Consider the following 15,334-nt stretch of genomic DNA (forward strand, 5'->3'; position numbering starts at 1 on the left):
CGGACTCTGTGCGGCAGCAAATCATCAGGCATGCAAAAGAAGAGCTTCCCCTGGAGGCGTGCGGTCTTATATCCGGGAAGAAAGGAAGAGGAGAGACATTTTGGAAGGTGAGAAATATTGATCAAAGCCCTCATTCCTTCACGATGGCTAAGGAAGAGGTTCAATCTATCTTTCAAACCATCAAAGCAGCTGGTGAAGAATTAACAGGAATTTTTCATTCGCATCCAACAGCTCAGCCTTATCCCTCACCGGAAGATATTGCGTTTGCGCGCTACCCTGATGCAGCCTATTGTATTCTCTCTCTGGCCTTTCAGCCGGAACTAAGATGTTACCATATTCAAGATGGGCATGTCAGCGAGTTAAATATAACGAAGATCAAGTGAAGCTTCCTTCCGTGGGCTGCTCGTTATTCCAAGAAGAAAAGGCGTTGCAATGTCCTGCTGCAACGCCTTTGTACCTTGCATCGTACAATTCCGATTTATACTGCTGCGGTGCAGAGAAAGGGGGTTTCACACCCCATTCATGCGGGATAAAAGACGGATAGGAAGGAAAGGGAAGTGCAGGGGAAGCTGGCTGTCTTCTCAAGTCCTGATTCCGTGTGAACGGATGCAAGTCTATCTGGCAGGCAATAAGAGACGGGGTATCCAGTCTCTTGATTTCTTATGCGGATGAATAAGATCGCCAGTGAATAAAACAAGCCGCTAACAAGCGATCCTTGTGTGAACGCGGCAGCTAACGGCTTGTATTCTTTACTGCTTGTTCTTGTGATGCAGCTGCTGTTGAAATTTCTCAAATTGGCTCACCGTATCTGCAGAAGGGCTGCGGGTCAGCAGGCTGACAATCACAATGGCAAAAAGACTGGCGGAAAACCCGGGAATCATCTCATAGAGAGTGTTCGATAGTCCGGCGTTTGACCAGATGATAACGGTGCTTGCCCCAATGATCATACCGGCAAGGGCGCCCCATTTCGTCATTCTTCTCCAATATAGACTGAGAAGGATCATTGGACCAAAAGCGGATCCAAATCCGGCCCATGCGTAACCGACTAGCTGGAGGATCGTGTCATTTTTTTCCCAGGACAGAATCAGAGCGATGATGGCCACAAGCAGTACGGACAGTCTTCCGCAAAAGACGAGCTCACGTTCAGATGCTTTCCGGCGCAGAAAGGTTTTGTACAAGTCCTCCGTTAATGAGCTGGAGGTAACAAGCAGCTGGGAGGAGATCGTACTCATGATTGCCGCTAAAATGGCCGAAATCAGAAAGCCTGTAATAATGGGATCAAACAGTATTTCTCCCAGTTTGATAAAGATAGTTTCTGGATCTTCCAGCGTCGCCTTGCTTTGCGAATAATAAGTAATTCCGACAAAGCCTGTCAGCATAGCGCCAATGCTTGAAAAGATCATCCAGCTCATACCGATGCGGCGGGCCTTGTTAATTTCGCTCACAGAGGAGATGGCCATAAAGCGGACGATAATATGAGGCTGTCCGAAATAACCGAGCCCCCAAGCGAATAGAGAGACGATCCCGATGATGCTTGTTCCTTTGAAAATGTCAAGCAGTGCCGGATCAATGGAACGAGCGGTTTCGACCGTTTCACGAAGACCGCCAACATGCAAAAGCGTAACGGCAGGTACTAAAACCAAAGCAAGAAACATAATCAGCCCCTGCACAAAATCGGTCCAGCTGACGGCCAAAAAGCCTCCAAACAAGGTATAGGCCACAACCACAGCAGTAATGATCCAAAGACCGGTATGATACTCCAATCCGAAAGTGTTTTGAAAGAGCACCCCGCCTGACACCATGCCGGAAGAGACATAAAAAGTAAAAAAGATTAAGATGACCAGACCGGAGATGAGACGCAATATTTTGGAATGATCACCAAAACGATTTTCCAAGTATCCTGGAATCGTAATGGAGTCATTGGCAATTTCCGTGTAAGTTCTTAATCTTGGAGCCACGTACAGCCAGTTGGCCCATGCGCCCAGCGTTAAGCCGATGACAATCCACGATGCGCTCAGACCATTGGCAAACATCGCCCCTGGCAATCCCATTAAAAGCCATCCGCTCATATCAGAAGCGCCGGCGCTTAAGGCAGTGACAGCAGGACCGAGTGTTCGGCCCCCAAGCATATAATCTGAAAGGCTTGCCGTTCGCCTGTAAGCCAACCATCCAATCAGCAGCATACCGGTCATATAAATCACGACCGAGGATAATAAAGAATAATCCAACAAGTGCATCCCTCTTTTCTTATGATATTCTAAGTTGTTTGAATTTTTAGAAAAAACGGAAAGTGGAAAGCATCCGGGAAGAGTGCTTTCCAACTAATACATTATAACATTTCTGAAACGGTTTTGGCTTGCATATGAAGCTGTAAATAATCGGGACCTCCTGCTTTGGAATCCGTGCCCGACATATTGAAGCCGCCGAATGGCTGATATCCGACGACCGCTCCGGTGCAGCCGCGGTTGAAATAAAGATTGCCTACATGGAAATCTTTTCGGGCGCGCTCCATGTTCTCACGGCTGTTTGTGATCACCGCCCCTGTCAAGCCGTACTCCGTGTTGTTGGCAATCTCAAGGGCCTCATGAAAGTTTTTTGCTTTAGAGAAAGCCACAATGGGTCCGAATATTTCCTCTTGCATTAAACGAGATTGCGGATCTACATCCGCTACAATTGTAGGCTGAATGAAATATCCGTGAGAGCTGTCTCCTTCACCGCCAGTAATCATACGCCCCTCCGTTTTACCTAACTGAATGTAACTCATCACCTTATCAAAGGCTGATTGATCAATGACAGGCCCCATGAAAGGATTATCAGCTGGGTTACCGACACTTAGCTCCTTCGTTAATTCCGCTGCGCGCTGCAGCACGTGATCGTATACGTCTTCGACAATCACCGCCCGGGAGCAAGCGGAACACTTTTGGCCGGAGAAGCCAAAAGCTGATTTGACAATGGATTGGGCCGCAAGCTCCAAATCTGCTTCTTTGTCAACAATAATCGTATCTTTCCCACCCATTTCTGCGATCACACGCTTGAGCCAAATCTGGCCTTCGTTTACTTTAGAAGCCCGTTCAAAGATGCGCAAGCCGACGTCGCGGGAACCTGTAAAAGAAATAAAGCGTGTTTGCGGATGATCAACTAGATAATCGCCAATGTCCGTTCCGCTTCCAGGCAGATAGTTTAAGACTCCTGCCGGCAGTCCGGCTTCCTCCATGACCTCCACAAATTTGGCTGCAACCACGGGAGCAGCAGATGCCGGCTTCAATACAACCGTATTGCCTGCAACGATGGCCGCCGCCGTTGTTCCTGCCATAATGGCAAAAGGGAAGTTCCATGGGGACAGGACAATGCCGACACCTAAAGGAATGTAGCTGTAGCGGTTAAGTTCGCCGGGCCGGCTTTTGACTGGCATGCCGTTTTTGAGTTGAATCATTTGTCTGGCATAATATTCAAGAAAATCGATCGCTTCCGCCGTATCGGCATCTGCTTCACTCCAAGGCTTGCCGGCTTCTTTTGTTAATAAAGCTGAAAATTCGTGCTTGCGGCGGCGAATGATAGCGGACGCTTTGAGAAGGATGTCCGCCCTTGCCTCTGGTTCGGCTTTTCTCCAGCTTTCAAAAGTTTCTGCAGCAGTTTGCACAGCTTTTTCTGCCAGCTCCTTATTGGCTTTAGAGGTGAGACCGATGACCTCTCGCTTATCAGCGGGATTGCGGGAGATGATTTTTTCTTCTGTCATTATTTTTTTATTGCCGATAACAAGGGGATAGTCTCTGCCTAGCTGGCTCTGGATTTTTTTGAGCGCCGATTGGTAGGCCGCGATATTGCTGGATTTGGAAAAGTCAGTTAAGGGTTCGTGTTTATAAGGAATCATCGGATTCTCTCCTTTACTCATTTTTTTAAGAAGTTTTTAAACACAAAGGCGATATTGGCCGGTCTTTCTGCCAATCTGCGCATAAAGTAGCCATACCATTCAAGGCCGTAAGGGACGTAGACTCTCACTTTGTATCCTTGCTTGACTAAATCGAGCTGAGTGCGGGTGCGCATGCCGTAAAGCATCTGGAATTCGAATTGTTCTGTTGGAATTCTATGCTCTTTCGTGAATGTTTTTGTGAACTCAATCATTTGGTCATCGTGGGAAGCAACCGCTGTATAATTGCCGTTTTGCAGGCTTTTGACAATAAGCTTTTTATAATTGTCATCGACATCTTGCTTATTTGGAAAGGCGTGTTTACGGGATTCTTTATAGGCTCCTTTCACGAGCCGTATGAATGGTTTCAGCGTGTTTAAATCATCCAGATCTGAAGCCGTCCGGTATAAGTAAGCTTGCAAAACGGTGCTGACATAGCGGTGGCTTCTTTTGAACTGTTTAAATAAATCAAGGGTAGCCTGGCAGCGCGGAACATCTTCCATATCAATGGTGACCATCACCTGATGCTCCTCGGCCGCTTCTAAAATTCTGGCCATATTGGCCTCGACCAGATCGCGGTGGATATCAAGCCCTAAAGAAGTCAGCTTCAGTGATACGTGGGAATCCAATTGTTCGCGGTGAATCATCCGGATGGTCTGAATGCATTCTTTCGTGCGTTCCTCTGCAATTTCTTTCGTATCCACAAATTCTCCAAGGTGGTCGACAGTGACGGATAAGCCAGCATGATTTAAGTGACGAATGCATGGAATGGAACTCTGAAAGTCGGTTCCTCCGATCATTTTTCCGGCAGCCCAGCGTCTGCCGTGCTTTTTAGCGAGGTGGTTCAATAGAGCGTTTTTGGACAAATATAAGAACAAGCTCCTTGTAAGGGCTTCCATTTCCTGTTATCACCCCCTGGTAAAGCTTATTTTGTCTTCCGTTCATTTATGACTATGCTGAAATGCCTCTTTAAGATTATTCTAAGACTCTCCTTTAGGAAAGGAGTGGGGAGAAGTGCGGAAGGCAGATTCTGGCACCTAAAGTCATGTTTTGTTCAGAGAACCGACAGCGGGGCGGTGTAAATGTTTTAGAAGATGCCTTTTTATCATTTACAATTTTAATAAAGTTTCAAATGAATTTAACGAATATTTACATTTCTATAATGATTTAAGTAAACAGTCTTAACAAAATCAACTTAATATAGGCGTTGGGAGTAGGGATAAAAAAAATAGAGGTGATCTAGAATGGCAGAAGAATTAAATCGTCGCAAGTTCTTGACGTATGTGGGAACAGGAGTAACGGCATTAACTGTAGCATCAACAGGCTTAGGCGCTTTTACACCGAAAGTGGAGGCGAAGGGAGCGAAAGCCGCTTCTCATTTGTTCGGTCTTAAAAAGAAGGTGTCAGGATTAAATTTCAAGCCTATTCAGCCAACTGATAAAGACGAGTTAGTATTGCCGCGCGGCTATAAATATGATGTAGTGGCAGCTTATGGAGATGTTATTAACAAGAAAGGCGATACATTCGGCTACAATAACGATTTTACAATGTTTTTCCCTATGCGCGGATCAAATGATCGCGGATTGCTGTGGGTCAATCATGAATACATAAGCGACTTGTGGGTGACAGGTCCGAAAAAGAACGGGAAGTTTTCGAAAGCGCAAATTGAAAAATTATTATACAACCAAGGCGGTTCTATTATTGAAATTTACCGCGACGAAGACGGAGTTTGGAAAATGGACAAAAACTCCAAATTTGCCCGCCGCATTACAGGCTTGACGCCGTTTAAGCTGACGGGGCCGGCTAAGGGCTCCAAAACCGTGGGCGGCAAGGACGTCGTTCAAGGGACGTTCGCCAACTGTTCCGGGGGCAAGACGCTTTGGAATACCGTGCTGTCTGCCGAAGAGAACTATGAATCTACTGTTGGGGATGCTTCCTTAAACGAAACGCATTACGGCTGGATTGTGGAAGTGGATCCGTTTAATGAAAGCTTTGCTCCACGCAAGCATACAGCGTTAGGCCGCTTCCATCATGAGAACTCCGCAATGGGCTTAACAAACGACGGACGTGTTGTCGTATACATGGGGGATGATAAGCGGGACGCTTGCGTTTATAAATTCATCAGTAAAGGCAAGTATGTTAAATCCCGTAAACAAGCGAATTCTGCCTTACTTGAAGAAGGAACGCTTTACGCGGCGAACTTGAAGAAAGGCGAATGGATAGCCTTGACAATTGATGCGGTTCGCAAGGCGGTCAAAGACAATAAAGAGCTTCTGGAAAAATTCCAAACGCAGGCGGATGTTTTAGTATACGCGGATGAGGCTGCAGTTCTGTTGGGCGCTACACCGACTGACCGTCCGGAAGACGTGGAAATCAGTCCTTTCGATAAATCAGTGTTTATCGCTCATACCAATAACTCAGATCATGGCAATATTCACGGCCATATCACTCGTTTCATTGAAGCTAATGATGATTTAGGCTCCTTAACATTTGACTTTGAAATCTTTGCTTGCGGCGGCCGTCAAAGCGGCTTCAGCGCACCGGATAACTTGACATTCGACAGCGCCGGAAATCTGTGGACAGTGACGGATATTTCCTCCAGCTCCATGAATAAGGGTGTGTTCTCCACCTTTAAAAATAACGGTGTATTCGTTATTCCTACTTTAGGAGACAAGCAGGGAGAGGCATTCCAGTTTGCTTCCGCCCCAACGGATGCAGAATTAACAGGTCCTTACTTCACAGATGACGAAACGGCTTTATTCTTATCTGTTCAGCATCCTGGAGAAAACACGGAAGATATCAAAAATCCAACAAGTATGTGGCCGCATCGCAAAGGTGACAATCAGCCGCGCCCAGCTGTTGTGGCTATCTCAGGCTTTAAATACTAGGGGGAAATCTTAATGTTACAAAATATTGGTATTCCTGGACTGATACTGGTCTTGGTGATTGCTTTGATTATTTTCGGTCCATCCAAACTTCCAGAGATTGGTCGAGCTTTCGGGTCAACTTTAAAAGAATTTAAAAAATCTACACGTGATTTAGTATCGGATGATGCTGATGAGACGTTGGATAAGAAGAAGGATAAGAAGAGCCTGACTTAATAGAGGCAGGGGATGAAAGGCTGATTTCAAAAAAGCGGAACGAGCTTTTTGGAACAGCCTTTTCTTGTTCAAAAATAAAAGGCTTGGTGAGAAATGGATCACAGGCGAAGGATGCGAATGGGCCGATTCATTTCAAGGCAATAATAATGGAGTGATTTATATGCTAGATCAGAGTATGAAGGCAACAGAGCATTTTGAAGAACTGCGGAAAAGGCTGATCCTTACTTTAGTGGTGTTTGTAGCATTTTTGCTATTGTCCTTTACATTCGTACAAGACATTTATCATTATATTGTGAAGGATCTTCCTTTTAAATTGGCGCTTCTTGGACCGAGTGATATCATTGTCGTTTATTTAATGCTTGCGACGGTTGTGGCTGTTGCAGGAACGATACCGGTTGCAGCTCATCAAACCTGGCTGTTTGTTAAGCCGGCTCTTTCGGCAACGGAAAGAAAGATCACCCTTTCTTATATTCCAGCTTTGTTTCTTTTGTTTATTTTAGGTATTTCTTTCGGCTACTTCGTGCTGTTTCCCATTGTCTTATCCTTTCTGATGTCGCTGTCAGGGGAAATGTTTAACACGTTTTTTACTACGGAGAAGTACTTCAAATTTTTATTGCATATGACGCTGCCCTTTGGCTTTTTATTTGAATTGCCGGTAGTCATTATGTTTCTGACAAGTCTGGGGGTATTAAACCCTTACAAGCTGCGCAAGGTAAGGAAATATGCTTACTTCGCTTTGATAGTGACTTCTGTTTTAATTACACCGCCGGATTTCTTGTCCGACGTACTGGTGATCATTCCGTTAATTCTGCTATATGAAGCAAGTGTCAGCTTGTCTAAGGTTGTATATAAAAAGAAACAGGCAAAGCTTCTTCAAGAAGAGAATGATTTAAACGCAGTGAATTAATCATAATGCAGGGTCTGCAGCTTTCAGCCTTATTGTACTGCATGAAAGATGCTGCAAGCTTCACTCTTTTCAAAAGCAAAAAACCAAAGCGGGAGTCACAGCCTCCGCATGCCCGATTCGTTGCAGGTATCGTAACTGTGGATGAAACGGCGAGCCGAAGTTCAATACTAAAAAAGAAATCACCAGTTTTCTCCGCTTATGATGGAAATGGAGAGAAAGCTGGTGATCTTCTATATCCGCTTATTTTTTATTTAATTTAAATGAACTTTTCAACGAAACGATGCGGTTGAAAACAGGCTTATCTTCTGTTGTATGTTTCGGATCCACATTGAAATAGCCATGCCGGAAAAATTGAAACTTATCTTGCGGCTTCACGTCTGACATATTAGGCTCGATAAATCCTTCTACAATTTCCAAGGAATTCTTGTTGACATAATCTAGAAAGGATTTTTCTTCCGCTTCTTCTTCGTTTTCGTCCGCATCCAAAATAAGCGGCTCATATAAACGGAATTGAGCGGGAAGGGCATGGTGAGCATCCACCCAGTGGAGCGTTCCTTTCACTTTGCGTCCGGTGAATCCGGTGCCGCTCTTCGTTTCTGGATCATAGGTGCAATGAAGCTCTACGATTTCACCGTTTTCATTTTTAATCACTTCTTCACATTTAATGAAGTAGGCGTGCTTTAAGCGGACTTCATTGCCGGGGAAGAGACGGAAATATTTTTTCGGCGGATTCTCCATGAAATCCTCTTGCTCAATATAGATTTCTCTTGAGAACGGAATTTTTCTCAGGCCCATTTCCGGATTTTCCGGATTAATTTCAGCATCAAGCCACTCCACTTGTCCTTCTGGATAATTGGTAATGACCACTTTCAATGGTCTTAACACGCCCATTGTGCGGGGGGCTTTCAGCTTTAAATCTTCGCGGACAAAATGTTCAAGCATGGCTGCATCGACCACTCCTGAACCTTTGGAAACACCGGTTTCTTTAATGAATTCACGAATTGCTTCCGGCGTATAGCCTTTTCTTCTTAAACCGGAAAGGGTCGGTAAACGCGGATCATCCCAGCCATCGACAAAGCCTTCCTCAACGAGCTGCTTTAATTTGCGTTTACTCATAACTGTGTTGGTGATATTTAAACGGCCAAATTCAATTTGCTGAGGCTTATGCTCCATTTCACATTCTCTGATGACCCAGTCATACAAAGGACGATGATCTTCAAACTCGGTCGTGCATAGAGAGTGAGTGACACCTTCAATGGCGTCTTCAATCGGATGGGCGAAATCATACATTGGGTAAATGCACCAAGCATCTCCTGTATTGTGATGGGCAGCATGAGAAACACGGTATAAAGCAGGATCGCGCAAATTCAAGTTTGGAGAAGCCATGTCAATCTTAGCCCGCAATACTTTCGTTCCGTTGGCAAATTCTCCTTTGCGCATGCGTTCAAACAAATCCAGGTTTTCTTCTACTGAGCGGCTGCGATAGGGGCTTTCTTTTCCTGGTTCCGTTAATGTTCCACGGTATTCCCGCATTTCTTCCGCTGTTAAATCGTCCACATATGCTTTTCCTTTTTTGATCAGAAGCACCGCACGGTTATACATTTCTTCAAAGTAATCAGAAGCATAGCGCAAGTCGTCCCATTCATATCCGAGCCACTTCACGTCTTCCTTGATTGATTCCACAAATTCCTGATCTTCCTTGAGCGGATTTGTATCATCAAAGCGCAAATTCGTTTTCCCGTTAAAATCGTCCGCTAAGCCGAAGTTGATGACGATTGATTTCGCATGGCCGATATGCAAATAGCCGTTCGGCTCGGGCGGAAAGCGAGTTACTACATAATCCCGTTTACCCGTCTCCAAATCTTCCTTAATAATACTTCTGATAAAGTTTGATGAATGTTGTTCCAAATTGCTACCAGCCTTTCTATGTATGCTATATTTATTCTTTATTATAGAGAAATCCGCGATATAAATAAAGTCAAGAAAAGTGCCGCTTTCTGCTGCGATTGAGCTAGCAGCCATTTGCCGCGATAAAGTGAAGCTTTGAACAGCAGGGGCTCTTCCGCCCCGTTGCTGAATAAAAGAACAAAGGCGAACAGCGCAACTTCTTTGCAGCCTGCATTGTGCAGGCCCGTACGAATCGGGCATTCAACTGACGTAATCTCCTGTGCGGGCTTTAGGTATCCATTATCTTCTCAGTGAAGGAGTCTGATAGCATCTTCCATGCGGGATAAAGAAATTAGATGTGGGCACGGAGATCGCTGCAGGGGGCGTGTTATAATGAGAAAAAAGAGAGAAAGGGTGGCAGAATGCTTCAACAAGCCCGACAGTTTTTACAATCTTACTTTGGGTATTCTTCTTTCCGTCAAGGGCAAGAGCAGGCGATCAGCCGGATATTGGAAGGGAAGAATACGATTTGCGTCATGCCGACAGGCGGAGGAAAGTCACTCTGTTATCAAATTCCCGCACTTGTCCTTCCGGGCACGGCCATTGTGATTTCCCCTTTAATTTCATTGATGAAGGACCAGGTGGATGCATTGCAGGAAGCAGGGATTTCCGCCGCTTTTATTAATAGTTCGCTTAGTCCTGCTGAGGTCAGAGAAACGATGAAAGCTGCAAGGAGCGGCCAATTTAAACTGCTGTACATTGCTCCGGAGCGGCTGGAGTCCCGAACATTTATCGAAGAGCTGAAAGAGATGACTATACCTCTCGTAGCAGTGGACGAGGCTCATTGTATTTCACAGTGGGGGCATGATTTCCGCCCTAGTTACCGGCAAATTCAGCGATTGGGGCACATTCTTTCGCAGCAGCCGGTCGTGCTTGCTTTGACGGCTACTGCGACGCCGAAGGTCCGGGAAGATATTTGCCGGCTGCTTTCCATTGATGAAGAGGAAGCGGTCATTACCGGGTTTGAACGGGAAAATCTATCTTTTTCTGTTGTTCAAGGAGAGGACCGTCAACAATTTTTAAAAGAATATAGTAAGAAAAACATAAAGGAAGCTGGCATTATATATGCTGCTACGAGAAAAACGGTCGACCAGCTGTATGAGCGTTTAAAAAAATGGAACATCCCAGCGGCTCGCTATCATGCGGGAATGAGTGATGGGGAACGGATGAGTGAACAGGAGCGTTTTTTAGCGGATGAGGCGACCGTGATGGTAGCAACCAACGCTTTTGGAATGGGGATTGATAAGTCCAATATTCGTTATGTCATTCATTATCAGCTGCCGAAGAATATGGAAAGCTATTATCAGGAAGCCGGCCGCGCTGGACGAGACGGATTAGCCAGCGATTGTATTCTTTTGTATTCTCCTCAGGATGTTCAGACGCAGCGCTTCTTAATCGATCAAACGCTGGATAAAGAACGAGTGCCGCGGGAACTCGAGAAGCTTCAGTTTATGGTGGAATATTGCTATACAGAAAATTGTTTGCAGAGCTACATCGTCAACTACTTCGGTGAAAAGAATGCCAAAGCTTGCGGACGCTGCAGCAATTGTACTGATACACGAGGAAGCGTCGACATGACCAGAGAAGCCCAGATGGTATTATCTTGCGTCATCAGAATGGGGCAGCGGTACGGCAAATCGATTACCGCTCAAGTGCTGACTGGCTCAAGAAATAAAAGGGTAGTAGAGTTTGGCTTTCAGAAGCTTTCCACTTACGGAATTTTAAAAGAGCAAAGCGCCAGAGAAGTGGGGCACTTTATCGAATTTCTGATTGCTCAAGATCTGTTAGGGATTGAACAGGGCACGTACCCGACGATTTTTGTTACGAGTAAAGGGAAGGAAGTATTGCTTGGCCAGCGATCGGTCCATAAAAAAGAAGCGGTCCGCATGAAGCGGGTGTCCAAGGAAGATCCTCTGTTTGAAGAGCTGCGAAAACTGAGAAAGACTTTGGCTGAACAAGCGGGGGTTCCGCCTTTCGTTATTTTCTCTGATCACACTCTCCAGGATATATGCGCCAAACTGCCGCGATCGCCGGAGGAGTTCCTAATGGTCAGCGGAGTGGGGGCAAGCAAGCTTGAGAAGTACAGTGAGCCATTTCTACAATTACTGGACTGTTATCTTGCCAAGCACCCGGAACGGAAAGAGGATTATCCAGTCGCTGAAGCTCCTGCTGAGTCGAAGAGGAAACCGGTGAAGGACTCCCATTTGGAGACGTTTGCTATGTATCAGCAGCAAATGACTGCGGAAGAAATCGCGCGCGCTCGAGATTTAAGCCTGACGACTGTTGAAAGTCATTTGGTTCAATGCCTTAAGGAGGGACTGGAGGTGAATATATCCGAGTTAATTCCGGAGAACCTGTACCCTCTTATCGCCGAAGCGGTTGACAAAGCGGGAAACGAGCGCTTAAAGCCGATTAAAGAGCTTCTTCCCGAAGAAGTGACGTACGGGATGATTAAAGTCTTTCTCGAAGCCGATAAGAAAAAAATGCCCATGAATAATAAATAGAAAAGCCAGCCAAGGATTAAATCATTGAAGAATGGGAAAACAGATACTGTACTTCGAATGAAGGGAGGAATCTGGTTGAGACATCTGACTGCGATTATAATGAAGTTTGTAGCAGTGTCAGTCATTCTTTATGTGGGGTTTAGTGTCGTCGCTGAAGCCAATATAGCGGAAGTGCTGCTGATGAGCGCGGTTGTAACGATCATTTCCTATGTGCTGGGTGATTTAATGGTTCTGCCTTTCTCAGGAAATTCTATTGCCGTTCTCAGTGATATCGTGCTTTCTGCCTTTGTGCTTTGGGGCTTAGGATATGTTCTGGATAACATCATGGCTTCGTTTGTAAATGCTATGGTCTTTTCCGTCTTTTTGGCAATTGGGGAATGGTTCTTTCATATTTATATGCAAGAAAGAGTCTTGGAGACGAGGTATAAGGATCCCCGCCATGCTTAAACCATGTGGTAAAATGAACCTCCAAACAGCGGATTCTTTTTTCTCCGCTGTAAGGACAAAGGCTGCCATCGCCCTATCCGATGGCAGCGTCTTTTCCCCCTGTATTGTGCAGGCCGAACGAATCCGGGCCTGCAGGTGCCGGGATTTCCCTGCTTAGACTTATGCGTTCTGCTTTATTCTGGGAAGGGCGGCTTACGGCATCTTTTATTTCAGCCATAGAGGGATGAAACACTGCGCAAGAAAAAAGTTGACAAGTGAAAATAAAAATGAGATAATATGTATCTTACGATGTAACTTAGAACGTTTTATGTAAATAATTGGCATTCTGCTATGTTTTTGAAGTAAGACTTATTCAAACTGGAGCGGCTTCGGAGCCGCAAGGACTTAAGAGAAGGCAGGGCTTAGGTCGTTTAGGTTTATCATAAACGACAATGTAGAACAAAACCGCGGCGGTTTTATTTTCTGACAGAAAGTGAACAGACTCATGAAAGACGTTATGAGTTACGGATATATGCATAAAGAAATGGACGGGAGAATTCTCCCGTCCATTTCTTTATTTTGCCCGGCAGCTATTTTTGTTGAGGATCCGGCAGCTTGAATTTATTTTTTTCCTCTGTGCCTGTTAAGGCCATGGCTAATTGCTTGAGCGCCGGCGGTGTTTTTTTGGCTTCGTCTATTGCCGACACCACTGCATCCTTCTTGAATTGCATATCTTGCATGAGCTGTTTTTGATGCAGTTTTAACTCCTCTGCTTCTGATTGCAACTTGAATTGCTGCTCTTTCATCTTCTCGGCCGTGCCTTGAAGATGATTGATTTTTGGCTTCATAGATTTATAAATACCCGCTGCAGATACAGCCAAGTAAATCAAGGCGCTGATTGCGGTCGCTAAGCTTGCCCAGCCGATGAATTCCATATTATTCAACCTCCCTAATATGTAAGTTCCTTATCCCCTGTTTACCCTTTATTGTAAGCCAAATAACGATTTTTATCGCGTAAAAGTGATGATTTATCAAAAAAATGTGGCTTTTTGCTTGAAATTGGGTAAAGCTAAGGAGGAAGGAGAGCAGCGATGAAAGAAAGATGGGATTTAAAGTTAAAAAATAATATTTGGATCATTCCAAGCTTTTATAGTTTCACGGCTTTTCTGTTAGCCGCTGTCGTAATCTGGCTGGATATTTCTCACTATCCGCTCATAAAGGCTTGGGTGCCTAATCGTTTGCTGACAAGCATTGGTTTGGCCGAAACGATATTAGGAGCCATTGCCGGCTCGCTATTAACGATGACATCCATTACCTTTTCAACACTAATGGTCGTTTTAACTACATACTCCGGCCAGTTTTCACCGCGCACACTGCAAAATTTCATCCGAGACAAGGTGACTCTACGAGTGCTGGGAATATTCATGGGCGGCTTCGTTTATTCGATGTTTTCGCTTTTATTCCTTCGGGATATTCCTGGGGGACATCCGGTTATTTCGGCTGCCGTTGGCGTGATTATCGCTTTTATCTGTCTTGCTTTTTTTGCTCATTTTCTTCAGCATGTGGCTCAATCCATTCAAGTAAATAAATTGATCAGACAATTGACGGAAGATGCCACTTCCTCCATTTCTAAAATGGCACAAAGAATCGAGAAAGAAAAAAGGAGCCAGCGGGTATTTCAGTGCCCTGTTATTGAACAAAAGCAGGTAACAGTCTATACGTCCGCTGCATATGGCTTTACGCAGCTGTATGAAATTGAGCGATTATTTGATCTGGCTTGCCAAGATCAGTGCACGGTAGAAATTTTGCTGCCGATCGGTTCTTTCATTACGAGAAAAACAGAATTAATGAAAATCTACCATTCCCAAGAGCTGACAGGAAATTTCATTGACGCTGTTCAGATTGGTGATGATCGCACAACTATGCAGGATTTAGAGTTTGGAGTCCAAAAGCTTGGAGAAATTACGCTTCGGGCTCTGGCTCCGGGAGCGAATGATCCGAACACTGCTATCGACGGGATCAAGCATATGGGCATGTGCTTGGATGAAGCAAGCCATCAGGACGGCCGCTATATCGTTTATTACGAGGGAGAAATTCCGCGGCTTATTATTGCTCAGAAACCATTCGAAGAGGTCTTGTACCAGGCATTTTATGAAATATGCTACTCGGGTAGAGACCGGGTATCTGTGTTATTAGCTGTATTCGAAGCGTTAATTGAGATTGCTAACAAAAACACAGAAAATATTAAAGGGAAGATCTATCATTTCGGTGAATATGTTCTAAACAAAGTAGAAGAAGGCATACTAAATAAAGATGATCGAAAAAAATTGCAGGAAAAGTTCGTTATTTTGAAGAAAATTTGTAAACAGGAAAATGTTTAGAATTTGCTGAAAGGGAAAAAGTGAGGTAAGAAAACATTTACAGGAGGCATGGGCCATGAATTTTCTAATCAGCAAGGGAATGGAATCTTTTAAAAGAGAAGCTGAGCAGAATAAGCTGCAAGAAAAACAGGCGTCTAATGTCAAAGTAAGTTCTAAAAAGT

The 15,334-nt window shown here is 44.8% G+C and carries 13 protein-coding genes; 8 read left to right on the plus strand and 5 right to left on the minus strand.

The genetic code is table 11. The annotated features are described in order from the left end of the window. Positions 1–8 precede the first annotated feature (8 nt). Positions 9–383, plus strand: a complete 375-nt coding sequence (locus CEF20_RS02145) for a M67 family metallopeptidase (protein WP_232713337.1) — start codon at positions 9–11, stop codon at positions 381–383. A gap of 366 nt (positions 384–749) precedes the next feature. Here CEF20_RS02145 and putP read toward each other — a convergent pair whose 3' ends face one another. The 3 genes from putP to CEF20_RS02160 form a co-directional block, all read right to left on the minus strand. Beyond that, a complete protein-coding gene (putP, locus tag CEF20_RS02150) occupies positions 750–2,228 on the minus strand; it encodes a sodium/proline symporter PutP (RefSeq protein WP_100331970.1) in 1,479 nt (492 codons plus the stop codon). A gap of 101 nt (positions 2,229–2,329) precedes the next feature. Further along, entirely contained in the window at positions 2,330–3,871 is a 1,542-nt protein-coding gene (pruA, locus tag CEF20_RS02155; RefSeq protein ID WP_100330286.1) for an L-glutamate gamma-semialdehyde dehydrogenase, read from the minus strand. A gap of 17 nt (positions 3,872–3,888) precedes the next feature. Continuing rightward, complete coding sequence (locus tag CEF20_RS02160; protein ID WP_100330287.1) at positions 3,889–4,806, minus strand: proline dehydrogenase family protein; 918 nt, start codon at positions 4,804–4,806, stop codon at positions 3,889–3,891. 345 nt (positions 4,807–5,151) lie between these two features. On the opposite strand from CEF20_RS02160, the gene CEF20_RS02165 reads away from it, so the two are divergent. The 4 genes from CEF20_RS02165 to CEF20_RS16960 all read left to right on the plus strand — a co-directional run bounded on the left by CEF20_RS02165 (position 5,152) and on the right by CEF20_RS16960 (position 8,175). Further along, positions 5,152–6,795: a PhoX family protein gene (locus CEF20_RS02165; RefSeq protein ID WP_100330288.1), complete on the plus strand. Its 1,644-nt coding sequence runs from the start codon at positions 5,152–5,154 to the stop codon at positions 6,793–6,795. Between the two features lie 12 nt (positions 6,796–6,807). Then, positions 6,808–7,008 (plus strand): twin-arginine translocase TatA/TatE family subunit, encoded by a 201-nt coding sequence (locus CEF20_RS02170; RefSeq protein ID WP_100330289.1) that lies wholly within the window; start codon positions 6,808–6,810, stop codon positions 7,006–7,008. A 160-nt stretch (positions 7,009–7,168) separates the two neighbouring features. Continuing rightward, on the plus strand, positions 7,169–7,915 hold the full coding sequence (gene tatC / locus CEF20_RS02175) for a twin-arginine translocase subunit TatC (RefSeq protein ID WP_100331971.1): 747 nt from the start codon (positions 7,169–7,171) through the stop codon (positions 7,913–7,915). Positions 7,916–7,956: 41 nt separating this feature from the next. After that, complete coding sequence (locus CEF20_RS16960) at positions 7,957–8,175, plus strand: hypothetical protein (RefSeq protein ID WP_232713338.1); 219 nt, start codon at positions 7,957–7,959, stop codon at positions 8,173–8,175. Here CEF20_RS16960 and CEF20_RS02185 read toward each other — a convergent pair. After that, positions 8,156–9,823 (minus strand): glutamine--tRNA ligase/YqeY domain fusion protein, encoded by a 1,668-nt coding sequence (locus CEF20_RS02185; RefSeq protein ID WP_232713339.1) that lies wholly within the window; start codon positions 9,821–9,823, stop codon positions 8,156–8,158. The two genes, CEF20_RS16960 and CEF20_RS02185, sit on opposite strands and share 20 nt — an antisense overlap. Before the next feature lie 401 nt (positions 9,824–10,224). Here CEF20_RS02185 and recQ point away from each other — a divergent pair, with 401 nt between their 5' ends. Both recQ and CEF20_RS02195 read left to right on the plus strand, forming a co-directional pair. Continuing rightward, positions 10,225–12,366: a DNA helicase RecQ gene (recQ, locus tag CEF20_RS02190; protein WP_100330291.1), complete on the plus strand. Its 2,142-nt coding sequence runs from the start codon at positions 10,225–10,227 to the stop codon at positions 12,364–12,366. A gap of 75 nt (positions 12,367–12,441) precedes the next feature. Then, positions 12,442–12,813, plus strand: a complete 372-nt coding sequence (locus tag CEF20_RS02195) for a DUF2512 family protein (RefSeq protein ID WP_157796177.1) — start codon at positions 12,442–12,444, stop codon at positions 12,811–12,813. Between the two features lie 569 nt (positions 12,814–13,382). Here the strand turns inward: CEF20_RS02195 and CEF20_RS02200 are convergent. Continuing rightward, entirely contained in the window at positions 13,383–13,727 is a 345-nt protein-coding gene (locus CEF20_RS02200) for a hypothetical protein (protein ID WP_100330293.1), read from the minus strand. 156 nt (positions 13,728–13,883) lie between these two features. On the opposite strand from CEF20_RS02200, the gene CEF20_RS02205 reads away from it, so the two are divergent. Then, positions 13,884–15,173, plus strand: a complete 1,290-nt coding sequence (locus CEF20_RS02205; protein ID WP_100330294.1) for a DUF2254 domain-containing protein — start codon at positions 13,884–13,886, stop codon at positions 15,171–15,173. Positions 15,174–15,334: the final 161 nt, after the last annotated feature.

Source organism: Bacillus xiapuensis, assembly GCF_002797355.1.
GTDB classification, from domain to species: Bacteria; Bacillota; Bacilli; order Bacillales; family Domibacillaceae; genus Bacillus_CE; species Bacillus_CE xiapuensis.